This window comes from Dyadobacter sp. HNCC25DJ185, from assembly GCF_056895195.1.
Genome location: NZ_JBXHAR010000015.1, coordinates 77493 through 100396 on the forward strand (window position 1 = coordinate 77493; position 22904 = coordinate 100396).

18 protein-coding genes are annotated in these 22904 nt (G+C 48.9%); 12 read left to right on the forward strand and 6 right to left on the reverse strand.

Annotation, left to right across the window (positions count from 1 at the left end):
- Nucleotides 1-582 (forward strand): WD40 repeat domain-containing protein, encoded by a 582-nt coding sequence (locus AC1XUF_RS30495; RefSeq protein WP_483345661.1) that lies wholly within the window; start codon nucleotides 1-3, stop codon nucleotides 580-582.
- Between the two features lie 61 nt (nucleotides 583-643).
- Here AC1XUF_RS30495 and AC1XUF_RS30500 read toward each other — a convergent pair whose 3' ends face one another.
- Both AC1XUF_RS30500 and AC1XUF_RS30505 read right to left on the reverse strand, forming a co-directional pair.
- A complete protein-coding gene (locus AC1XUF_RS30500; protein WP_483345662.1) occupies nucleotides 644-2242 on the reverse strand; it encodes a RagB/SusD family nutrient uptake outer membrane protein in 1599 nt (532 codons plus the stop codon).
- Between the two features lie 23 nt (nucleotides 2243-2265).
- The gene (locus AC1XUF_RS30505; protein WP_483345663.1) at nucleotides 2266-5385 is read right to left on the reverse strand and encodes a SusC/RagA family TonB-linked outer membrane protein; all 3120 of its coding nucleotides are present in this window, start codon (nucleotides 5383-5385) and stop codon (nucleotides 2266-2268) included.
- 243 nt (nucleotides 5386-5628) lie between these two features.
- On the opposite strand from AC1XUF_RS30505, the gene AC1XUF_RS30510 reads away from it, so the two are divergent.
- The 9 genes from AC1XUF_RS30510 to AC1XUF_RS30550 all read left to right on the forward strand — a co-directional run bounded on the left by AC1XUF_RS30510 (nucleotide 5629) and on the right by AC1XUF_RS30550 (nucleotide 17503).
- Nucleotides 5629-6384 carry a hypothetical protein gene (locus tag AC1XUF_RS30510; protein ID WP_483345664.1) on the forward strand — a complete coding sequence of 252 codons (756 nt, stop codon included), beginning with the start codon at nucleotides 5629-5631 and terminating at the stop codon, nucleotides 6382-6384.
- 153 nt (nucleotides 6385-6537) lie between these two features.
- A complete protein-coding gene (locus tag AC1XUF_RS30515; RefSeq protein WP_483345665.1) occupies nucleotides 6538-7710 on the forward strand; it encodes a CehA/McbA family metallohydrolase domain-containing protein in 1173 nt (390 codons plus the stop codon).
- A gap of 286 nt (nucleotides 7711-7996) precedes the next feature.
- On the forward strand, nucleotides 7997-8599 hold the full coding sequence (locus tag AC1XUF_RS30520; protein WP_483345666.1) for a sigma-70 family RNA polymerase sigma factor: 603 nt from the start codon (nucleotides 7997-7999) through the stop codon (nucleotides 8597-8599).
- Between the two features lie 181 nt (nucleotides 8600-8780).
- Nucleotides 8781-9833: a FecR family protein gene (locus tag AC1XUF_RS30525; protein WP_483345667.1), complete on the forward strand. Its 1053-nt coding sequence runs from the start codon at nucleotides 8781-8783 to the stop codon at nucleotides 9831-9833.
- A gap of 182 nt (nucleotides 9834-10015) precedes the next feature.
- Nucleotides 10016-13537, forward strand: a complete 3522-nt coding sequence (locus AC1XUF_RS30530) for a SusC/RagA family TonB-linked outer membrane protein (protein WP_483345668.1) — start codon at nucleotides 10016-10018, stop codon at nucleotides 13535-13537.
- 12 nt (nucleotides 13538-13549) lie between these two features.
- On the forward strand, nucleotides 13550-15001 hold the full coding sequence (locus AC1XUF_RS30535) for a RagB/SusD family nutrient uptake outer membrane protein (RefSeq protein ID WP_483345669.1): 1452 nt from the start codon (nucleotides 13550-13552) through the stop codon (nucleotides 14999-15001).
- Between the two features lie 74 nt (nucleotides 15002-15075).
- Nucleotides 15076-16161, forward strand: coding sequence for an amidohydrolase family protein (locus tag AC1XUF_RS30540; RefSeq protein WP_483345670.1), 1086 nt, complete (start codon nucleotides 15076-15078; stop codon nucleotides 16159-16161).
- Between the two features lie 199 nt (nucleotides 16162-16360).
- Nucleotides 16361-16732, forward strand: a complete 372-nt coding sequence (locus AC1XUF_RS30545; RefSeq protein WP_483345671.1) for a VOC family protein — start codon at nucleotides 16361-16363, stop codon at nucleotides 16730-16732.
- Nucleotides 16733-17104: 372 nt separating this feature from the next.
- The gene (locus AC1XUF_RS30550) at nucleotides 17105-17503 is read left to right on the forward strand and encodes a hypothetical protein (RefSeq protein ID WP_483345672.1); all 399 of its coding nucleotides are present in this window, start codon (nucleotides 17105-17107) and stop codon (nucleotides 17501-17503) included.
- Nucleotides 17504-17585: 82 nt separating this feature from the next.
- Here AC1XUF_RS30550 and AC1XUF_RS30555 read toward each other — a convergent pair whose 3' ends face one another.
- The 4 genes from AC1XUF_RS30555 to AC1XUF_RS30570 all read right to left on the reverse strand — a co-directional run bounded on the left by AC1XUF_RS30555 (nucleotide 17586) and on the right by AC1XUF_RS30570 (nucleotide 21600).
- Nucleotides 17586-18350, reverse strand: a complete 765-nt coding sequence (locus AC1XUF_RS30555; protein WP_483345673.1) for an SDR family oxidoreductase — start codon at nucleotides 18348-18350, stop codon at nucleotides 17586-17588.
- 90 nt (nucleotides 18351-18440) lie between these two features.
- A complete protein-coding gene (locus AC1XUF_RS30560) occupies nucleotides 18441-19385 on the reverse strand; it encodes a helix-turn-helix domain-containing protein (RefSeq protein WP_483345674.1) in 945 nt (314 codons plus the stop codon).
- A gap of 147 nt (nucleotides 19386-19532) precedes the next feature.
- Nucleotides 19533-20777, reverse strand: coding sequence for a hypothetical protein (locus tag AC1XUF_RS30565; protein WP_483345675.1), 1245 nt, complete (start codon nucleotides 20775-20777; stop codon nucleotides 19533-19535).
- A gap of 382 nt (nucleotides 20778-21159) precedes the next feature.
- Complete coding sequence (locus AC1XUF_RS30570; protein ID WP_483345676.1) at nucleotides 21160-21600, reverse strand: GyrI-like domain-containing protein; 441 nt, start codon at nucleotides 21598-21600, stop codon at nucleotides 21160-21162.
- A gap of 156 nt (nucleotides 21601-21756) precedes the next feature.
- Between AC1XUF_RS30570 and AC1XUF_RS30575 the strand changes: the two genes are divergently transcribed.
- Nucleotides 21757-22272: an alpha-amylase family protein gene (locus AC1XUF_RS30575; protein WP_483345677.1), complete on the forward strand. Its 516-nt coding sequence runs from the start codon at nucleotides 21757-21759 to the stop codon at nucleotides 22270-22272.
- A 27-nt stretch (nucleotides 22273-22299) separates the two neighbouring features.
- Nucleotides 22300-22893, forward strand: coding sequence for a hypothetical protein (locus AC1XUF_RS30580; RefSeq protein ID WP_483345678.1), 594 nt, complete (start codon nucleotides 22300-22302; stop codon nucleotides 22891-22893).
- Nucleotides 22894-22904 lie beyond the last annotated feature (11 nt).

Sequence of the window (22904 nt, forward strand, 5' to 3'; positions counted from 1 at the left end):
ATGCATTTCATCAACTTCCGGAACCCGATCGCATTCTTGCTGTGCAGCGCCTTTTTCATGGCGTCCTGCAAAATGACCAAACCCACATTACCTGCCAAATTAATCAATGAAACCCCCAATTCCGTTGTCTTTTCTCCCGACGGGAGCCTCCTGGCTGCAGGGGTATGGGGCGGAGCCCGGGTTTGGGAACACGCGTCCGATAAATACACCGACTACCCGGCCAAATCTCGATACGAAACCCCGAAAAATGTGCGCTTTTCGAATGATGGCTCTCTTCTCGCAGCTGGTGTATGGGGAGCAGTACGCGTTTGGAAGCTGGGCACGTCCGAATTCACCGATTACCCCACAAAAATGAAGAATGATACCCCAGGCAGGGTTTACTTTTCGCCAGACGACCGATGGGTCGCCACAGGGGTTTTCGGCGCTGTTCGGATATGGGACCTTCGCAACGGCAATTTCATGGATTATCCTTTAAAACTCCGCAATGAAACCCCGGACGAAATCGCTATTTCACCAGACGGCAAAGTCATAGCGACCAGTGCCTTCGGCGGCGTCATGAAATGGGATGTGAAACCATTTTAAGAGGCTGCCCCACAGATTGGGACAGCCTCTTACTTTTATTGATCAATTCAAAAACAATTAGTTACCAACCCGGCGTCTGCTTGTAGGCTCCGTTGGACCTTGAAATTTCGTCGGGGCTCATTGGCCAGGCCATATGTTTCGAGGGGTCGAAACTGCGGGCCGGCCAGATTTCCTTCACGGTAAAAGGAGAAGCAGGGTCCGTTTTATTGGTATGGATACGCCCGTGAAGCGGAGCGTTGATTTTCGGGTAATCACCCCATCTCTTCAAATCCTGCAGACGGTCTGTCCATTCGCAGGCCAGTTCTACCCGGCGTTCGTGTTTCAGGTCGGCCATGGTAGGCGCAGCGACCGGAGCTAACCCGACACGCGCCCTTACTTCGTTCAATGGCACGGCGGCTTCCGCATTTTTACCCTGCATCATGAGCGCTTCTGCTTTTAACAGCAATATTTCGGCATAACGCAACAGGGGCAGGTTCAGCCTCGTGGTTGGATAGTCACCATTCTGGTTGATCATGTTGTTGGTACTGGCATCCTCGTTGGTACCATAGCTGTAAGGTTCCATATATTTATTGATCTGGAAACCCGACAAACTGTTGGTGGAATAGTAAGAACGCTCCTTGCCGAAATAGGTAAACTTATCGCCGAACTTTAAGATCGTTACCTCACGGCGCGGGTCGTTGGCCTCATACTCGTCATACAATTCTTCGGTTGGCTGGAAATATCCCCAGCCATTGAAAATTCCCCATCCCTTATTTTCCAGCACAACCCCGATAAACTCCGATCCTCCCTGCAGACCCGACGTTACCGACCAGATGTATTCACTGCTGAAATTGTTTTCAACTTTAAACACCGCCTGGTAATTGGCGCGGGCGCTTCCTTTGCCTGTGATTAAAGCACGGTTACCCTCGGTTTTGATCTTATCGGCAATGGCTGGGATCATCGCCCATTTGCTGGCGTCGTGCTGTGCCCAATAGGCGTAAGTTTTGACCATATATCCCCAGGCTGCTGCCTTGTGCGCACGGCCCTGGTCGGATGTGCCAAAAGTTTCGAACAATGGAAGCAGGTCTGCCGCTTTTTGCAGATCGGCGATGACCTGTGCGTAGTTATCTGTCACGGACGGCATCTGGGGAGGTATTCTTTTGCCATATTCCGCGTTCTCAGGACCGTCGAATGGTACACCCTGATTTTTATGCCCCCACAAGTAGGCAATCCAGAAATGCGCAAATCCACGTACGAAATAAGCCTCGCCCAATGCAGTGTTTTTCACAGATTCAGAAACGTTGGTAGCAGTGGGGATGCCTTCGATCACCTGATTGGCCTTGTTGATCATCCAGTATACATCGTTCCAGCCTCCGGTCATGCCACTTTCACGGCCTGTTACATTGAAGTTTTTGATGTTGTCGCTTTCCGCGCGGACACGACCCGTAACCAGGTCATCGCTGGCATTTTGCATCCAGAACAGGTTCCTGCCCCAGGTCGATTCGTAACGCATCGGCACATACATGGCAGCCACTGCTTTCTTTACATCGTCTTCACTTTTCCAAAAGAATGCCGTCGTCGGCTCTCCGTTCGGTTTGGTATCTACCCATTTCTCGTCGCAGCTTGTAGCACATGCCAGGGTGGCAACGAGGGATAGTTGATATAGGATATTGAATTTCATTTGCTAAAAATTTAAGCTTTCAATCAGAATTTAAGTCTCAGACCGGCTGAATAGGTCCTTGAAACCGGGAACTGGCCGCCGTCTAGACCGATACCGCCCACTTCCGGGTCCATGCCCGAGTATTTGGTGAAAGTCAGTAGGTTATCGCCGCTTACATATACCCTCAGGTTTTCAATGCCTTTCAATTTTTTGAAAGTATAGCCGACCATGAGGTTTTTCACACGCAGGTAATTGCCGTTTTCCAGGTACCAGTCGGAGTTGGTTGAAAAGTTGCGGTTAGGATCGTTCGCCTGCACGCGCGGAATGTTGGATCCCGTGTTGCTTTCCGACCAGGCGTCCAGGATTTTATCCCACCGGTTATATCCTTGCTCGGCGCCGTTCAAAGTCGATTCCTTAAATGCATGGAACAATTTCACGCCACCTACCCCTTGCATAAACAAACTCGCGTCGAAGTTTTTCCAGGCCACATTGGCAGTAATGCCGTAGGTCACTTTTGGAAAAGCGCTGCCCATGAACACACGGTCGCTGTCGTCGATCTTACCATCTTTGTTTTCATCGACAAATTTGAGGTCACCGGCCTTAGCGTTGGGCTGGATCCGGTTTCCATTGGCTGCGACATAGGCTTCTGCCTCGGCATTGCTTTGGAAGATACCGTCATTTTTAATCAGCCAGTAAGAATAATAGGGCTGACCAACCACTGAACGGTAAGGATTCAGGATACCTCTCCACGAATCCCCGTGCGACCAGAACGACGATGGGTTTCCATCGATATAATCCACCCGGTTTTTCAATGTCGCCAGGTTACCGCTCACTTCGTAGCTCAGCTCGTCAACGCGGTCGCGCCATGCAGCCGAAAACTCCCAGCCTGTATTCCTGATTTTACCCTGGTTGATGAAAGGCGCGCCGTAACCGAATGTATTGGGCCAGCCGGTGTCCTGCTGCTTGATCAGATCGTAGGTCAGTTTATTAAAATAATCGACGGTCAAGGAAAGCCTTTCCTTCAAAACACTCACATCCAGACCAATATCGGTTTGCTGCGAAGTTTCCCACGAAAGCTCAGGGTTAAAGCGGCTGTTCACATAAAGCGCGTTGCTGATAGGCGCCTCGTTACCGATCTGATAGGTACTGTTAGAGCTCAGTCTCGGATAACCATAATAGGTGCCGATGGAGCCGATGTTACCAATTCGTCCCCAGCTCGCGCGCAATTTGAGCAAGTCGACCGGTAATGAATTCAGGAAAGGTTCGGAGCTGATTTTCCAGGCACCGGTAACACCCGGGAACCCTTTGCCGCGATAGCCACTGGCCAAACGTCCGGCGATGTCGAAGCGGTAACTTCCGGTCACGAAATACCGGTCGGCCCAGCTGTACGACAAACGCCCTACATACGAAGCGTTCTTATCTTTCCATTCATAATCGCTCGGGCGGTCCTGATCAAAAACAGTAGCATTTACAAAGAAGTTGGCCCACTCCGATTCGTTTTCGAAACCTCTGGCACCAGCGCCAAATCCACGCGCGCCATTTTCCTGGGCTGTTGTCGAAAGCATCGCACCAATGCTGTTCTTGCCCAATATCTTATTATAATTCAATGTATTCTCCCAGATCCACTGGTAGTTACGGTCGGTGGAATAAGCCAGGCTGTTTTGATTGTTAGGCTTACCTGGCTCCGTTCTTTTGGGCTCAAACTTCTTCCAGAGCGAGCTTCCCTGGCGGTACGTGAACCGGGTAAAGAAGGTCAGATCGGGAATAATGTCGGTATAGCTGAACTCCGATACCGACTGTACCTGGCTCGATTTGTTGTAGGGATTATTACGCAGCAGCGTCCCTACCGGGTTGATCGCATCTCCATGGATACCCAGGTACTGGCTGTCACGCGGGCCTACGCCACCGAAGCTTCCGTCTTCATAATAAGCAGTAGCAGATCTGGGCATATATATCGCGGAGAGGATCGTTCCGCTGTATCCGCTGGCCGTTTCCGTGCCTCGGTTGTCGTTGTTGTTCCAGAAAACATCCTGCCTGAATTTCAAATGTTTGCTGAATTGGTAGTTCGCGTTCAGCCTGAGGGATAAGTTCTGGCTGAATGTGTTCAGCAAGGTGCCTTCTTCTTTTTCATAGCGGCCCTGGATCAATGTAGAAAACTTGTCAGTGCCCGAATTGATGCTCAGGTTATGCCGCTGCACGATGCCGGTACGGAAAATCTCGTCCACCCAATCGGTACGCGTTACTGCCGCGTAGGGGTTTTTGGATGCATCCCAGCCGTCCAGTGGCGAGAGGCCTGCGTTGGTGTAAGCCAGGTTAGAAATGCGTGCTTCGTCCTGAGCCGTCAATGATTGCGGCAGACGCCAGGCCTGTTTGGCACCCACGAATCCACTATATTCGATACTGGGTTTCCCCTGCGCTGCCTGGCGAGTAGTGATCAGGATTACACCTGCAGAACCGGAAAATGCTCCATAGATCGCAGCGGAAGCAGCATCTTTCAGTACGGTCATCGACTCCACATCAGCCGGGTTGAAAGGGGCGCCCGGCACACCGTCCACCACATACAGTACACTTTCACCGCTGCGCGAGCCCATTCCACGTATCGTTACCGAGGGCGCGCTGTTGGGGTGGCCACCATTGCTGACCGCCGTTACCCCTGCTACTTTTCCCTGGATCATACTCTGGACATTGAGCACGGGCCTGTTTTTGATCTGCGCCATATCCGGCACGGTGGATACCGCCGCTGAAAGGTCACTTTTACGGGCCGTTCCGTACCCGATCACGACTACTTCGTCCAGCGACTTTGCATCCGCTTTCATGGTCACATCAAGGACGGTCTGGTTGCTGATCACGATTTCCTGGGACTGGTAACCTACAAATGAGAAGATCAACGATGCCTCTTCATTATCGTTGATGCCCAGGGTATACTTACCATTGGCATCCGTTACGGCGCCCCGTTGGGTGCCTTTCACTACAATACTTACCCCGGGCAGAAACTCGCCCTTTTCGTCACGAACGGTACCCTGTAAGTCACGAAGGACCTGATGGCTCGCACCCGTTTTGACGGCCGCCATCAGATAGCCCTGGCTATGGAGCGTGGCCGCTGCCAGCAATAGCGCGGATACAGCAATTTTTGGCTTAAAAATGCTGGTAAAACATGAAAACATAATTTGTGGGATTGGTAATAAATAACAGGAGTGATCTCCAATTTGCGGAGCAAATCCTTAAAAACGGGGCAAATATGCGCCCCGCAGCATGCTCATAAAAGCCGGAAAGCGATTCTTAACAATTATTTAAAAAATTTAATAACCTTGCCGTAACCCCATTATTCCGCTATAAAGGAGTATTTATCTAGCAATTCTACAAAATTGCCATGTACATTTGGGAAATGTTCGGACCTGTTGACTGATATGAAATATTTAGCTTCTGCACTTCTTCTGATAGTCGGATTATCACTTGCACACAACGCCCTGGCGCAGGACAAGCGCGGGTTCGTTTCCGTCTCCGCGGGTTACAGCCTGCCGGTCGGAAAATTCGCGAAGGCCAAACCGGATGACCCTTTGTCCGGCCTGGCGGGATCGGGATTCTACGGACAGGTCAATTATGACCGGCAGGTGTGGAAATGGCTCGGGTTCCGCTTTTCGGGCAATTTCAACAACAATAGTACCAACGCAGGGCCCATTGTCGAAAAAGCAAATTCCTACACGGTCGGAACAGGAAAGACCTACACCTGGCAGAGCGATGTTTCCAAATGGAAGTTAGGCGCGGCCCTGATCGGGCCTGCCGTTTATCTGAATTATCAAAAGCTTAAGATCGAAGGGCACGTCCAGGCGGGTATTGTCACAGCGAAGACACCGTCTGTTCACCTGACTGGCAATGTGTTGACCGCCACCGGGCAGGTAGATCCCGCCAGTACGCAGATCGATATCACGATGGACCGGAAAACGGTTACTCCCTTTGGGTTTGCAGGGGGGGGCAGCCTTCGTTATCCTGTTTTCAAAAGCCTGTTTGTTCATGTAGACGCAGACATCATCAGCGCCAGGGCGCAGGTAAAACACCTGGCGATCAAGGCAAAAGTGGGCACGCTCGAACTTTCGGAGCAGTTGTCCGACAAACGGTTTATCGGGGTGGTTAACCTTGGCGCCGGGCTTGGCATTGCGTTCTAGCAAGAACCCTTTCCATTGAGACTGGCTGCTCGTAATAAAGAAATGATTTGATCATGTTGGGGTAAAAAGAAATGATGTAATAAATGGTTCTTTTGCCCTGCCATTCAAACAAACCCGCCGTGTAGAGGGTGGGATCAAATCATCGGGATTATCATGAAAATATTGCGGCTAACCCTGCTAAGCCTACTTTCACTGATTGCCTTTCTGGCTGTAAACCAATACTTCTTCTGCCCGCATTTCAAATTCAAAGATCCGGCCCCCTTCACAGGACGCAGGATTTACAATCCATACCGGTCTATTTCGGCAGCCGACTGGGTTAAATGCAATTTTCACGCGCACGCCAAAGCCTGGAACGGGGTCACCGATGGGCATGGGACCGCGAAAGACATCCATCGCGCTTACAAGGACCTTAAATACGGTGTGCATTGCGTGTCCAACTATCATTACATCGATACCACCGGCGAACGGCAAAAAGGATACATACCTGCCTATGAGCACGGGTATAATATCCGGAAAACGCATCAGCTGGTTCTGGGCGACTACCGGATCGAGTGGCTGGATTATGTTTTACCGCAGACCATCCATAACAAGCAGGATGTTCTCAACCATCTGAAAACTCCAAACTCCCTGATCATCCTGAACCACCCCGAATTACGGAGCGGCTACCCGGCAGGCGATTTTGCTTCTCTTTCCAATTATGACTGCATGGAAGTACTGAACCCTTCTGTGATCTCGACAGAGCAGTGGGACGCCGCGTTGTCGGCAGGCCGGAAAGTGTTCATCGTCGGGGACGACGACCTGCACAATGTGATCGAAAAGGAGCGGCTCGGGAAGATCTGTACGTTTGTCAACGTGCCCGAAAACAGTCAGGAGCTGGTTTTGAATGCTTTGAGAAGCGGGAAGAATTACGGCGTTGTCATCGGCGCCGATCAGCATGCCGATTCGATCCCTTTCCTTAAAAATATGCAGGTCAGCGGCGATACGGTCCTGATCGAAATGAGCCAGCAGGCGAGCGACGTGGTGATCACCGGGCAGCAGGGTAAAGAGATCCAATTGTTTCATGACACCAGCCGGGTCCGGTTCATACTTAAGCCGCAGGACCATTATGCGAGGGCCGTCTGGTCATACGTCAATGGTACGCAGGTTTACCTGAACCCCGTTTTCTTTACCGCAGGGGAACCGGATATCCTGCATGCTGCCGCCCCGGAAAATGTGCTTGAAACGCTGATGTTCCGTAGTGCGGGCGTGGTGGCCCTGATCGTTTGCTGGTCAGTAATCAGCAGGGTTTTTCAATTGAAATGGGTACCCCGCTACATGGTCAGATGATACTATAAGTCCCAAAAGCTCACGTCAAAAAGCGCCTTACCGAAAATCAGGGCAATCCCTGATGAAGATTCCTTCCGGATAGACGGGGATGTTACGCCTTCACGCCAACTGCTTATCATAGTAAGGTTGCTCCCGAACAGCGCAGGGAACACTTTACGTTGATCCAAAGCTCACTTCAAACTCCCTGAGGTTCGAGTCAATGTCCATATATTCTTCAATTGCCAAAATCTGTGTATCTTGACTCCATAGTCAGTAAATTCACAGACACCGGAATAAGGAGTTACCAATGGATAATGATCTGTACTCGACGTTGCCAGATGAAATGTTGGGAAGGCTTCTTTTTACAGGCGACGCAAAGGCCTATGAGGCTATCTACCAGCGTTACTGGCGGTCGCTGTTTTCCATTGCGACCTGGAAAACGAATAGTCAGATTGCTGCCGAGGAAATGGTGCAGGAATTATTTCTGAAATTGTGGGAAAACCGTCAAAAGACCCTCATCGAGAACCCCGAAGCGTACCTTAAAACAGCATTGAGATACAGTGTGATCGGCTTTATTAAAGCAAAGCTTGTTCATGCGCAAGCCGAGCTGAAAGAAGCTTCCGACCAAACCACAGACCAGCTGGCCGATACGGGACTAGGTCTGGCCGAGTTGTCGGCTGCATTGGAGAATGCCCTCAATTTGCTCCCCGAAAAAACACGGCTGATATTTCAGATGAGCCGTTTTGAACAGCGTTCTACCTCAGAGATAGCAAGCCAGCTGGGGCTTACCGATCGCGCTGTTGAATACCACATTACGCAATCCTTACGCCTGCTGCGGTTGCAATTGAAGGACTATATGGCCTATTCGGTCATCGCCGCCACCCTTGGCACATCCATTTCTTCCCTCTAGAAAGCACGCCCGCCCAAACATATTTTCTTTTGCCAAAGCGATTTTTGATATTTAATTATTTCAAGAATCTTTGAGCACATCCTCCATTTATTTGTTATTTTTCAAATAAATACAAATTTAATTTACGGCTCCACCCGCTTTTTTATACTATATCATTGAACACTTCTGAAGTCGCGATATAATGAATCGATCTGCCTTTCTGGCTTTATTGGACCGTTACGAAACGCATACCTGCACACCTGAGGAAAGCCAGCTGGTGGAGCAGTGGTATGAATTACTTGGAGAGCCTATTGAAATTCCGTTATCAGAAGAGCAATGGCTGACGATGGAGCAAAAGCTCTGGAGCAAGGTCCAGCCGCACACTCCGGAATCAGTCGTAGAATCTGCACCGTTCGTGAGGCCATTATGGCGTAAAGTTGCGTTGATCGCTTCCGGGATCGCCGCTGTCATTGCAGTTGTGATTGGTCTGAACTGGCACCAGCGACTGCTCCCAAATTGGTTCGGGCAACAGTCGCTGATTGATAAGGTGGAACAGACCGAATGGACGCAGTTTGTGAATGAGACGGGAAAGCATAAGGAAGTTAAACTGCCGGACGGAAGCATTGTTATGCTGTCGCCCCGTGCACAACTGGCTGTTCATAAGGAATTTAATAAGAAAACCAGGGATGTGAGACTGCTTGGAGAGGCCAGCTTTGATGTGCATCGCGACCCCGCCAGACCATTCCTTGTTTATTCCAATGATATCATTACGAAAGTGTTGGGCACCACATTCCAGGTTCGGGCCGGCGGTCCCAGGCAACCTGTTCAGGTTACCGTTCAAAGCGGTAAGGTAACGGTATACAGACAGGGGGTAAAGGAACTTACCAATCTTAGTCCCAACCGCGGTGTCATTTTGACCCCCAATCAGAAAGCCACGTATTTTCCTGACAACGAGCAATTTGTCACCAGCATTACAGAGGATCCGCAGCCAATTGTGGCATCTGTATCAGAAAAAATAGCATCTCCTTCCCTCGTATTCGAAGATACACCCATCGGGGACGTGATCCATCAGCTGGAAGTTATCTACGGGATAGAAATTGAATTGGAGCAGGAGTCATTGAGCCACTGCCCATTTACCGGGAATCTCACACATCAGGCACTGTATACCAAACTGGAACTGCTTTGCGGGACGATCAACGGGAGTTACGAAGTGCGAGGGACCAAGATTCTGGTTACAGGAAAAGGCTGTCAATAATAACCCATCTATAACCCATTTACTATGTCTTAAACTTTATCTGACTTCCGGAAACGAAATCGGTACCGTTGCACCGGTACCGACTTTCTACGCCCTTCCTGTATCTCGCAGAACATCCATTTCAGGGTGTAAAAGGGCTGCTATTGCTAAATCCTAAAAAAACTTAACAAACATTCAAAAGTATGAAAGACCATCTACATTGTCAAACCTGGCTTTGGGTAGTTATGAAACACTCCGTCTACCAATTTCTTCTGGCGGCTTTTGTGATAAGTGCCATTCAGGCAGGACCCACCCATGCGCAAAATCTGCTGGAACGGATCGTCACTATCCATCTCGACCAGACCAACGTGGGGACATTTTTGAATACCCTCGAAAAATCGACGGGAGTCGATTTCGTATACAGCTCGAAGGCGATTGGTGCTCAGCGCAAACTGTCTGTTCACCACATTAATCAAAAACTCTCTTTTGTGCTCGAAGCCACATTGAAACCCATGAACATTGGTTTCCGGCTGGTGGACGGCTCCATTCTTCTGCACCGGTCTGCGGGAGATGCTCCCGATCAGGTCAGTAGCGCCGGTAACTTTGTGGGTGATATTCCCGTCATGGATGCCCAGGATCGAACCGTAACGGGTTCGGTAACAGACGAGAAGGGCGAGGGACTGCCAGGCGTGAGTGTGGTGGTGAAAGGCACACAACGCGGCACAGTTACCAGCGCCAGCGGCGCATACAGTATCAGTGTTGCCTCCGATGCAGACGTGCTTGTGTTTTCGTTTGTAGGGTACCTGTCACAGGAGCTTACCATCGGGAACAGAAAAAATATCGACTTATCGCTGGTAACAGACACCAAAGCGCTTGAAGAGGTGATGGTGGTGGGATATGGTACTCAGAAAAAGTCGGACCTTACGGGTGCTGTCAGCTCTGTAAAAGGTTCCGATCTGACCCGGCTACCTACCCAGCGCGTGGACCAGGCCCTGCAGGGCCGCGCTGCCGGTGTAATGGTGCAAAATACAGACGGCGCTCCGGGAGGAAATGCCACCATACGTGTCAGAGGCGGCAACTCCATTACCGGTGGCAATAATGCATTGGTAGTCGTGGACGGGATACAAGGCGTGAACATCACCACAATCAACCCGAACGACATTGAATCGCTGGAAGTGCTAAAGGATGCGTCGGCCACGGCCATCTACGGTGCTCGCGGAGCAAACGGTGTTATACTGATCACAACGAAAAGAGGTGCGTCCGGCAAAGCGGTTTTCAATTATGGTTTCAGCATGGGTGTACAGAAGCTGAATCATAAACTTGATTTGATGAATGCCGGCGATTATGCCCGGAAATCAAATGACTGGGCAGCAACGCAAAACGGAACCGCCAGCGCACCTATTACCCCGGTGATACCTTTTACAACCGAACAGATTGCAAAACTGGATGCCAATGGCGGTACCGACTGGCAAAATGAAATATACCGGAGCGGCAAACTACAGAACCATCAGTTGTCTGTCAGTGGTGGTAGCGAATCGGTCCGCTTTTTCGTATCGGCGGGTTATATGGATCAGCAGGGAATTGTGTTGAACACGAAATACACCCGCTATAATTTGAGGAGCAACCTGGACCTGAAAGTGACCAGCTGGATGAATGCAGGGGTAAATCTTAACGTGATCAAGGACAAAGGCAATGTGCCGCCAGTAGGAGAGGGAACGCGTTACGGTGATATTCTTGGTCAGGTAATCAATACGGTTGCCAGATTTGACCCGATCACACCGGTTTATGACGCCAATGGCAACTACAACAACAAGGCGTTAAAAGGCGGGCCCGATGGCTCCAAGATCTATGCCGACAATGATGTGTGGAATCCTGTTGCCACAGCTTTGGAAACGAAATCGGAAAAAAATAACATCAGGAATGAGATCAGCACATTTCTGGATTTTAAATTGCTGAAAGGATTGTCATTGCGGGTTACCGGTGCTGCCAGCATCAACTCCAATGACGAGCAGCATTATTACAGCACCAAAACACAGCCCGGCCGCGGCGTGAGCGGACTAGGCGACCTTACCGAAAGTAAGTATCAGTATTATCAAAACTCTAATATCCTCACGTACAGCCATATTTTCAATAAGAAGCATGCATTGACTGTCACCGGAGTAGCGGAGCAGCAATTGATACAATCCAAGAACTCTTTCATTTCCGCTCAGGGGTTTTTCAGTGACGACACCGGAATCAACGATCTGGGCGGTGCTTCTCAGATCAACGAACGTTACAATGCGCAGGAAAAACAGGTGCTGAATTCTTATCTCGGCCGCGTGAATTATGTTTTCAATGAGAAATACATGATCACAGCGAGTTACCGGGCCGACGGTTCATCGGTCTTTGGCGCTAATAACAAATGGGGATATTTCCCTTCTGCGGCGGCGGCGTGGCGCATTTCTCAGGAACCCTTTCTTGAAAATGTAAAGGCCATTTCCAATTTGAAACTGCGTGCAAGCTGGGGTAAAACCGGTAATCAGGCTATCCAGCCTTATCAGACCCTTGCTACGGTGGCCTCCGGTTTCAATTATCCTTACGAAGGGAACAGTACACCAAACGTAGGTTTTGCCCTGGGCCGCGCTGCAAACCCCAATCTTAAATGGGAAACCACCGAACAAACCAATGTGGGTATGGACCTGGGGTTTTTCGGTGAGCGGCTCGTCGCAACGGTGGACCTTTATAAAAAAACAACCACAGACCTGCTGCTGAACAAACAGGTAGAAGCCTACACAGGGTTTACCACCATCCTTTCCAATGTAGGATCGATAGAAAACAAAGGACTTGAAATCTCTGTTGGTGGCAAGCCGCTGGCAACAGGTGCCCTGAAATGGAATACTTCCGCCAACATATCGTTCAACAGGAGTAAGGTTTTGGCCCTGCTTGATAACACACCGCTAGCGATCCGGACCAGCACGGGAGGCGGTTACCAGATCTACGGCAGCGGCTTTTCTTTAAAATACCTGCAGGTTGGGCAGCCGGTAGATCAGATGCGAGGTTACAGGAACCTTGGAACATGGAGCGAAGCCGAACGTGCTGAAGCGAAGAAAATGGGCCAGGCACCGGGCGAAGCCAAATGGAAGGATGTGAATGGTGACGGTAAAATAACGAGGGCCGACGATGGACAGGAAGTGATCGGGAACGCTTCACCGAAGTTCATCTATGGCTGGAATAACAGTGTCAGCTATGCCAACTTCGACCTGACCTTCCTTGTACAGGGCAGTTATGGCAACAGTATTTTCAATGCCGTGCGTATTAAAACAGAGAGCCCTTCAAACGGCCTGAGCACGAATCTCAAAAACAGGTGGACTGCCGACAATCAAAATACCGATGTGCCGGTGTTTTTGAGTACGCGGGATAGAAACCTACTGGAACTGGGAAGTAATCAGACGGCGGGGATTGGCGTGGACCAACGTTCCAGCCGATGGATCGAGAATGGATCGTACCTGCGCATGAAAAATGTAACGCTTACCTACACGATTCCCACCTCTATGGTGGCTAAGATTGGCATAAGCAGGCTGTCGACTTATGTGACGGCAATCAACCTGTTTACCTTTACCAAATACACAGGCTACGATCCTGAGGTAAGCTCGTTCAATGCAGGCGGGGCCGGAGGCCTGGGTATTGACCTCAGTAACTATCCCACAGCCAAGTCATTCATGTTTGGAATCAATCTGACATTTTAAGAGCGTATCACAATGAAAAAGAACATATTATATTCAAGCAAAAGTATCATCGCTTTGCTTTTGATGATTGCGGGTTTTTCCTGCCAAAGTCTGGAAGAAGCGCCGGAGGGGATATCCACCCCGCAGAATTTTTACACGACGGTTAGTCAGTGTGAGGCCGCCTACGCAGGTTCCATGAACGCGCTGTTTGTTACATGGGGTGGTTATCAGGGGCTACCCAGCTTTCCGGACGGACAATTTGAAGGTGCCAGCCTTGATTTTGGCGTTTCGTCATTTAATGAACTGTGGAGCTGGCACTATAAGTCCTTGTCCAATATCAACGCGGTTTTAAAAGCTGTTAAAAGTGGCAGCCTTACAGGTAATCCGCAGGATGTTATTGATAACGTAGTCGCGCAGGGACGGTTCCTGAGGGCTTTCAATTATTTTACACTGGTACGTTTGTACGGTAAAATCCCCTACCTCACTGAAGACACACCGGACCCCGTTTTAACGCCGTTAACGCCCGAGTCGCGCCTCGAAGTTTCGAAAGTGTATGATCTGCTCGAAGCGGATCTAACCTTTGCCATAGAACACCTGGGCGACTACGACGCGGCTTCCCCTGGTAAACCCAATAAGTGGATTGCAAAGGGATACCTGGCCAAGGTGTACGTTACCCGTGCCACTGCACCCCTCAACCAGACCGAATATTATGCGAAGGCACGCGATATGGCAGACGATGTGATCACCCATGGTCCATATAAATTATTGCCCAGTTTGCTGGATGTTTTTAAAACCTCCAACAACCGCAGCATGGAAATCATGTTTGCTTTTTATGAGTCACCTCAAACGCCCTATATGCCGGGAAATGTATTTGCACCTTCTGAGATGGACGGATGGAGCGGCGGCCCCGTGAAGATATACTGGGCTTCCAACATTTATCCGGAGCAACCCCGCAAGCACAGCTATCTGTTGCTTGACTTCACTTCGGACATTTATGATCCCGATGCGCCCATCATCAACTGGTCTAAGTCTGTCGATGGGGTGCCTTATATTGGTAAGTACAATATGCCGAACCTCACTTACGATCAGCAGGTCGGCGGTGGCGATGCAGGTATAGAAATGAAACTGCTGCGTTTTGCCGACCTATTGCTCATCTATGCAGAAGCTGCCAACATGGCTGCCGGAGGTCCTACCCAGCTTGCCGTAGACCGGCTAAATCTGATCATAGACCGGGCCAATGCAGGCACGGGAAAAGAGCCCCGGGCTACGCTGGCTATGAGCAAAGCGGCTTTTGACCAAAAGGTAATTGATGAAAGAAGTTACGAGCTGTGTTTTGAAAACGACCGTTACTTTGACGTTCTGAGAAAGCGGATTTTAGAACAGGTCAATCTACCCGACAATGCCCAGGGCTACCAGGAGACCGATTACTTGCTGCCTATTCCAGCCCTTGACGCAAAGGCGATCGGGCAGAATCCGGGATATTGACAATAAGCCTGTAAAAGCTGGGCGTGGTTTATAACCACGCCCAATTTAATATCAACCCATTTTAAAACATCAGCATGCTCAAAATCATAGGCTCGTTAATGCTGTTCATGGTATTTGTAAATGATGATTGCCTGGCGCAAAGGCCCGATTCGCTCCTACTGAAAAATTACCGGCCGCATTCTATTTATAAAATACCGGTAACCAAAATTACCAAAGCCAAATATCCTGTGATCGACATGCATGCCCATCAGGGCAATGTGAAATCTGATGCCGAATTGAAGGAATGGGTAAAACGTATGGATCGTTTTGGAATTGAAAAAACAATCATACTGACTATGCTGACCGGTGCCGCCTTCGACTCTGTTTATAAGGCATATGCCCCGTACGGCGACAAGTTTGAAATATGGTGTGGGTTTGACTACACGGGTTACAAGGAGCCGGGATGGAGTGAAAAAGCGGTGAAAGAGCTGGAACGTTGTGCCAAAATAGGCGCCAGAGGTGTGGGAGAGCTCGGAGACAAAGGCATGGGGGAAATTTTCTCCGAACCGGTACCTGCTTATGGCATGCACATTGATGACCCGCGCATGAAGCCATTGTTTCAGAAATGTGGCGAATTAAAATTGCCTGTGAACGTACATGTAGCAGAACCGATGTGGATGTACGAAACGATGGACTCCACCAACGACGGGCTGATGAATGCCTACGATTGGAAAGTTGACCAGACCAAACCAGGTTTTTTGGGCCACGGCGCACTGGTACAAACACTCGAGAATGTAGTGCGTGCTCATCCCGGGACCACATTCATTGCCTGCCATCTGGCCAATTGCGAATACGATCTCACCCTGCTGGGCCGGTTATTGTCGCGCTATAAAAACCTCTACGCTGATTTTGCGGCGCGGTATGCAGAGATAGCGCCGATACCGAGGTATATGTCTGCATTTTTTGAAAAATATCAGGATAAGCTTGTATACGGGACCGATATGCGGGCCACCGATGAAATGTATGAGATGACCTTCAGGATACTCGAAACCCAAGACGAACACTTTTATGCCATTGATCTGACCAATTACCACTGGCCGCTGCATGGTTTTGGGCTAAGCGATGCGGCTTTAAAGAAAATATACAGAACCAATGCATCCAAAATATTAAGTAAGAAATAGCCCGGCCTCCCAACCATCTAATTCGCTAAAAACAGGTAGTTCAAAAGGGTATCGAAGAATATCATGATGTCGTGACGGTACGCGGTATGTGTAGCGTTTAGGGAAGGCGAAATAACAGATACAATACCAGTTCTTGATTTCGATCAAGCGACGAAACAAATACTGTTCCTTATTTTTGTTTTTCATCAGACAGGAAACTATGGAACACAGGGCAGCATCCATCCGGCCATTTATCGGGGCCAAAGACTTTGAGGTATCGAGGCGTTTTTACCGCGATCTCGGATTTGAAGAAACTGTATTGGACCCGCATTTCTCCGTATTCAAAATCAACCAGTTAGCATTTTACTTACAGGACGCCTATGTGAAGGATTGGATAGATAACACCATGATCTTCCTCGAAGTGGACGATGTTGCCCGCTACTACGACGACCTGCTGGCACTCGATCTGACCGGCAGATACAGCGGGGTAAAACTGACGCCCATTCGAGTGGATTACTGGGGCCGGGAGTGTTTCCTGCACGATCCTTCCGGTATACTCTGGCATTTTGGCGAATTTTTTCAAACCACTTAAATGACATACTTACGGAAGGCTTTTGTAAGTATATGTCAAATGCAGAAAACGGACCTGGATGCGATTGGTAGATTTACGGAGGATGATTTCTCATGTTTTCATTTCTTCGACATCCGCTGCCATCGCAATCTGGTCTGAAAAATCCATTGAAACCGTTCACTATCACGGTCGTTCGTTCGCTTCCGAACACTTGACTTTTGGTATTGAAATATTTCAAACAAAAGATAAATACCTCAAACAGGACTGGCAATCAACCACTTAGGAATATCATTTCCCAACAAAAAACAACCTCCATCCGAAAGTGGCACAGGCTTTTTTAATAGATAGGTAACCATGAAAAAATAAAATAGTTAATCTTAAATAAACATAGCCATGAAAATCACAACCATTTCCAAAGCAGTTCTCGCAGTAGCCCTCATGTTTTCTGTTCCATCATTTGCCTCCGAGGTAAGAGCAGAACGCGAAACAGCCAGTTCCCCAAACAAGGTTGCCTTCGGTGCTTCTATTTTCCAGGTCCGCCACAGCAGTAAGGTGAAACTGGCCATCGAAAAGGGCAATGATTCCCGCTTGAAAGTGGAATTGAAAGACCAGACAGGAAGGACGTTCTATAGTGAAACCTATGGAAAGAGAGAGCGTCAGTATCTCCGTACTTTCGATTTGGAAGGAATGAGCGATGGCACTTACTATTTCGAGCTGAGCGCCGGAGATCAAAAACTGACCAAAGAAATTGCGATTCAAACCAAAGGCGAGCGTACCATTTCCTTTGAATAGTATTTTGAAAAAAGCCAGAAAGAGCCTCGGGGTACCGGGGCTCTTTTGTTTACAAACCAGCACGCCAGTTGATCCGGTCCGGTTACAAGTTCATTCCTCCGGTAAGCTCGATCCGCTGCCCGTTGATCCAGGCCGCATCTTCCCCACACAGAAAAGCCACTACTCCGCCTACATCGTGCGGGAGGCCGACACGGCCCAGAGCGGTTTGCTCGGCCACATACGTTTGCATCCCGGGGTTGTCGCGGATATACCCACCGCCAAAGTCGGTCAGGATAGCGCCGGGCGCAACAACATTGGCGGCAATCCGCCGCTCACCCAATTCCTTGGCCAGATATCTCGTGAACACTTCCACGGCGCCCTTCATCGCCGCATAAGTGGAATATCCCGGAAATGAATACCTTGTAACGCCAGAAGAAACGTTGACGATCCTCCCACCATCATTCATATACGTCAAAGCTTTTTGCGTCAGAAAATATACACCCTTGAAATGAATATTGAGCATCTGGTCGAACTGCGCCTCAGTTGTTTCAGCTATGCTTACCGCGTCGATCCCGGAACCCGCATTGTTGATCAGAAAATCAAAATGGGCTGTCCCAAAAGTGTCTTTCAGTGCAATGGATACCTGTTCGTAAAAGAGATCGTAGCTGGCTATTTCTTCCATATTGAGCTGCAGGGCAACGGCCTTTTGTCCCAGTGCCTCAATCTCTGAAACCGTTTGCCGGGCGTCCGCCTGGTTGTACTGATAAGTTAAAAGAATACCGACCCCTTTTTGGGCTAAACTGATTGCTATGTCCCTGCCGATCCCACGGCTCCCGCCTGTGACGAGGGCAATTTTTGTTGCTGTCATTGATTTTGCTGATTGCGTTAAATAACTGCACAAAGGTGCGCAACGGCAACAAAGCCTTGTTTGTCAGGGTCAATCCAACTTTTGTCAAATTCAAACTTTCTCTACCAATGAAGACCCTCTGAAGGCACCGGGCGACAATGCGGTTTGTCTTTTGAAGAATTTTGAAAAATGCGCCACGTCCGCAAATCCCAGACTGAATGCCACCTGTGCAATGGTCCAATGGGTCTGGCGAAGCAGGATCTTCGCTTCCTGGGTGAGCCTGCCTGCGATCAGCTCTGTAGTGGTGAGGCCGGTATTCGCTTTGAGAACTTTATTCAGATGGTTGACATGTACGGCCAGGTGATCGGCATACTCGTTAGCGGTGTGAAAACGGACCTGCTGCTGCGGCGATTCGAGGGGAAATTGTCTTTCGAGCAGCTCTACAAACTGGGATACCATGCGCGCCGATGCATTGTGGGCTGGATGTAAGGCCGCTGCCGGCTGCATTTTCTGCCCGAAATGGATCAACTCCAGCACGTAGGCCCGCAGCAAATCATATTTATACAAATAATCCGACCGTATTTCCATCTGCATTTTCTCAAAAATACCCTGCACGATCATGCTTTCGCTTTCCGACAATTGAAATACCGGGAAATTGCCGAACTTGAAAACCGGCATATTTTCCAGCACGACACCGCTATTGGCTGGCTGAAGAAAATCAGCCGTAAAAACGCAAAAGTGTCCGAGCAGACTTTCGTCCTGAGGCAACCAGTAAAACGGAACTTTAGGCATTGAGAACACCAGCGAATTGGGTTGCATTTCCACCGTTCGATCGGGGTATTCGGCCTTGCTCCTGCCACGCAACAAACTGATCTTATAATAGGTCCTGCAATTGAAAGGGATTGAGGGCTTTTGAACGACCGGCGTGAGCTCGGCGAGATTGAACACATTGAAATGCCCGATTTCGCCCTGAATGCCCTCAGGCAGCAGTGAACTTAAAGAGGCATCGTCCGTAGCCAGCCGCCGGCAAAGTTGTTCGAGGGAATTGGGTTTCATGTAAATTTCGCTTTGTCTGATGAAAATGCGGGACGTTTATCCGTTGCCAGATGTTACCCTAAACCAATTAGCCCGCTTTTTCATTTCAATATCCCGAAAAATAGCTCCGCAAGGCCAAGCTCGCCGATATGTCCTGAAAAAAATGTCCTACTTAAAACCAAAAATTATAGGGAACAAAAAGGTCACAATTGCCGCCCACAAAGTATAAACCGGCAGGAAAAAAGCGATTGATTTCCCCACCAGGGAGAGGTCCGTTTTTCGGGTGACGGCTCCCAGAAGCTTTACCGATACATATAGCAGGTGGATAAGCATCAACACATTTGCCCCAAGTACCGCTGCCCGGTTGGGTGTAATGCCCCACTCGGAAATCCGGAATAAAACAGCCGACAAAGCAATCCCGTTGACCACCAAAGTCACGGCAGATAAAAGAAAAAGAATAACAACCTGCGCACGACTCTTACCGGAGAGGCCGGTCCCCGCCACCGAAAAGAAAATAAGCGCCATCACGCCAATTAGCAATGCATTGAAGATCAACAGGAACTCTCTGTCGCGGTAAGGGTCCTTACCCGCAAAAACCATGGTACCCAGATAAACCAGAAGCATCGCCAGGGCGACGGGACTGAACAAGCTGGCAATGACCGGAGAAACTTTGTTAACCAACGTCGGCTGGGCCTGTGTGAGAAAAGTACCGACAACAGGCACAGCGGCCAATCCGCACACCACGATGTAATCAAAGTAAAACTTTTCGATCTCCAAGCCTGAGATTCTGAACAAATTAATCGTGATCGCCGTCGTAAGCCCGCCTGCGATCATAAGAAGGGCGATCGTGACCGCCAGATCCCCGTTGTACCGCAGAAAACCAAGCCAATTCAAACCGTTTTTAAGCTTTCCGCCCCCAAATGCGAAGCCCAGCAACGACCACAACAATAGCGGTAAATGAATACAGGACAAGATCAGTGTATTGCTCGATAAGTCTTTGGGAAAAAGGTTAATAAACAGGGCCGGGAGCAGCACGAGGCAAGCCAGTATCATGCCCGTTAGCCAGGAAATCTGGGTCTTCCAGCCAAAATAAGCAATCAATACTGGAAAAACGATGAAGCTGACGTTCCGGGAATAGAAAAACGTTTCGTCGAGCATAAGCAGTTTTGGCAGCTGGGCCAGCAGCGCGGCCATGAGGACGGCGCCTACCACAAACAAGCGCTCGCCTCGTGTGCCCCAGGACAGATCCTCCTGGTCGTAATTGAGTCGCTGGTACCACGCCTCCGCCAGCGGGTTCTCCTTTAATTGAGAATACAAGGAGTTAAAGGCCGATCTGAAGATCGGTTTGTTGGCCCGGTATAACTTTTCCAGCTGATGGGGATTGGCGATGTTCAACAAAATTTCTTCGCGCATAGCAGTTTTATTTTGGGTTAAACAAAGTACTTTGTATTTCAAAGTTAATAACGATTTTTAATATGCCATGGGTTAAGGCAAAAAATATACGGGCTAATAATGGTGTAACTGGTAGAAGAAGGGCACATTCAGCAAGAAAGACAACAGACAACGTTACAAAAAGTAAAATACAGCTACAAAATTGCAATAGAACCTTGAACGTCATTAGTTCTTCCCAAAAGACAGCTATAAAATCACGCACATGATCATTGACATTGTTCGGCGCAATGTTGATAAGCTCCTGCGAGGAGAAATTTCGGGGGGATTCGATGGTCGTCAGTTGCAGTATTCAGGGGGGATTCAGGGAAGTTCATTAATGGTTTTTCCCCGTTCTGCGGATTATTTATTTCAAACTCATGAAGAGCTCTGTTTCCAGCTTGGTTTCGTCTCTTGTCCAATGCCCGTAAATTTCAATGTAAGGGAGGATTACTTCATATCCCTGCTCCACCAGCTCCTTTGTCATATGCTGCCCGGTCTGGCCGATGAGGTGATAGGGACCTGCGTGCTTGTAGTAAGCATACTTTTTCAGGACTATTTTCTTTTCTTCCAATCCGTGATGGATGCCGGCGGCATCATTGTTGAGTTCAACACCGGCAAAGACGTTGTCGGCAGTTTCGTAAACCCAAATATTCCTCCCCTTGTTTTCAATGCCATTGGTTTTGACCACTTCCCACATTTTGCTGCTTAATTTAAAGGCGGTGCCCGCATAGTCTTTGTTCGTAGCAGTGCCCCCAAAGCCATGAATATTTAGCTGAAGGTTTTCAGTGATTATGTCTATCTTCATTTCTGCCAAATTTTAGTTTGCCACATCATTTTGCCGATAAATCATCCGATCGAAACAATTTTTATACAAAATAGGATATATGCACCGGAGATTCCCATCCAATAAGAATTCAAGAAAACCCTCAATGAAAAAACGAATCTACCCAGCTCTCCTTTTTTGTCTGCTTCCGGCACTTTCATACGCTCAAAAGCCTGGCGCGTCAGAAAAATAACTGCCCAAAAAGACCGTTTCTCCGGTCTTCACCTTGATTTTCACGCGATGCTGAAAGACACTTCGATTGGCAAAACTTTTACGCATCCTTTGATCGATTCGCTTTTATCCATTGCAAAGCCGGATTTTATTCAGGTCGATTGCAAGGGACATTACGGGATATCCAGTTACCCAACCAATGTCGGCAATCCTGCTCCGCGTTTCGATAAAGATATCATGAAAATCTGGCGTGAAGTTTCGGCCAAGTACAAAATTCCATTGTTTGTGCACTATTCGGGTCTTTGGGATAACAGGGCTATTCAGCTCCATCCCGAATGGGCCCGGATTAATGCGGATAGCAGCAGGGATAAGCATGCGGTTTCATTGCTTAACGGCTATCCGGCAGGCCTTATGCAGCCACAGCTTGTTGAACTTGCAAAGGATTATCAGCTGGACGGCGCATGGATTGATGGAGACTGCTAGGTACTAGGCCCGGATTATTCTCCTGCCGTGAAAGACTCCCTGATTTTCGCGGGGCTCGGTGATCAGATCATGCTGTTCAGATCCAACTTCAAACAGGTACGCTCATTGCCCGGAACGCAGGCGATAGGCAGCCAATACCGCCAGGATGATCTCCGGTTCAAGGAAGGTAATCCCCTGGCTACGGTACGTTCATATGGAAAGGGAAAAATTGCCGGCGTTTATCTCGATTTAGGCACATTTTATATAAGGAACAAAAACAACCTGATGCCATTTCTGATCAAAAGCATTTTAAAAACCATGGATGTGAAACTGGCGTCGACAATCGGCGGGTCTTCGAACATCCACCAGGTACTGGCCAATAAAAATGGCAAAACTTATGTGCACCTGATCAACACTTCGGGACCGCACGACAATCCCAATGTATTGGTTTATGATGAAGTGTCTGCCTTGTCCAACATTACCGTAAACCTCCGGACATCAAAGGCTCCCAAAACAGTAAAATTGCAGCCAGGCCATATCCCATTGCAATACAGGTATAGTGATGGAAATATCAGCATCATCGTCCCCTCGGTCGTTGTTCACAGTATCCTGGAAATCAGCAATTCAAGCAGTAAGGCTTGATAAGGCCGATT

Bases quoted from the DNA above. Each gene is read 5' to 3' on its own strand.
- AC1XUF_RS30495 (WP_483345661.1), top strand. From the start codon at position 1: ATGCATTTCATCAACTTCCGGAACCCGATCGCATTCTTGCTGTGCAGC.
- AC1XUF_RS30500 (WP_483345662.1), bottom strand. From the start codon at position 2,242: ATGAAATTCAATATCCTATATCAACTATCCCTCGTTGCCACCCTGGCA.
- AC1XUF_RS30505 (WP_483345663.1), bottom strand. From the start codon at position 5,385: ATGTTTTCATGTTTTACCAGCATTTTTAAGCCAAAAATTGCTGTATCC.
- AC1XUF_RS30510 (WP_483345664.1), top strand. From the start codon at position 5,629: ATGAAATATTTAGCTTCTGCACTTCTTCTGATAGTCGGATTATCACTT.
- AC1XUF_RS30515 (WP_483345665.1), top strand. From the start codon at position 6,538: ATGAAAATATTGCGGCTAACCCTGCTAAGCCTACTTTCACTGATTGCC.
- AC1XUF_RS30520 (WP_483345666.1), top strand. From the start codon at position 7,997: ATGGATAATGATCTGTACTCGACGTTGCCAGATGAAATGTTGGGAAGG.
- AC1XUF_RS30525 (WP_483345667.1), top strand. From the start codon at position 8,781: ATGAATCGATCTGCCTTTCTGGCTTTATTGGACCGTTACGAAACGCAT.
- AC1XUF_RS30530 (WP_483345668.1), top strand. From the start codon at position 10,016: ATGAAAGACCATCTACATTGTCAAACCTGGCTTTGGGTAGTTATGAAA.
- AC1XUF_RS30535 (WP_483345669.1), top strand. From the start codon at position 13,550: ATGAAAAAGAACATATTATATTCAAGCAAAAGTATCATCGCTTTGCTT.
- AC1XUF_RS30540 (WP_483345670.1), top strand. From the start codon at position 15,076: ATGCTCAAAATCATAGGCTCGTTAATGCTGTTCATGGTATTTGTAAAT.
- AC1XUF_RS30545 (WP_483345671.1), top strand. From the start codon at position 16,361: ATGGAACACAGGGCAGCATCCATCCGGCCATTTATCGGGGCCAAAGAC.
- AC1XUF_RS30550 (WP_483345672.1), top strand. From the start codon at position 17,105: ATGAAAATCACAACCATTTCCAAAGCAGTTCTCGCAGTAGCCCTCATG.
- AC1XUF_RS30555 (WP_483345673.1), bottom strand. From the start codon at position 18,350: ATGACAGCAACAAAAATTGCCCTCGTCACAGGCGGGAGCCGTGGGATC.
- AC1XUF_RS30560 (WP_483345674.1), bottom strand. From the start codon at position 19,385: ATGAAACCCAATTCCCTCGAACAACTTTGCCGGCGGCTGGCTACGGAC.
- AC1XUF_RS30565 (WP_483345675.1), bottom strand. From the start codon at position 20,777: ATGCGCGAAGAAATTTTGTTGAACATCGCCAATCCCCATCAGCTGGAA.
- AC1XUF_RS30570 (WP_483345676.1), bottom strand. From the start codon at position 21,600: ATGAAGATAGACATAATCACTGAAAACCTTCAGCTAAATATTCATGGC.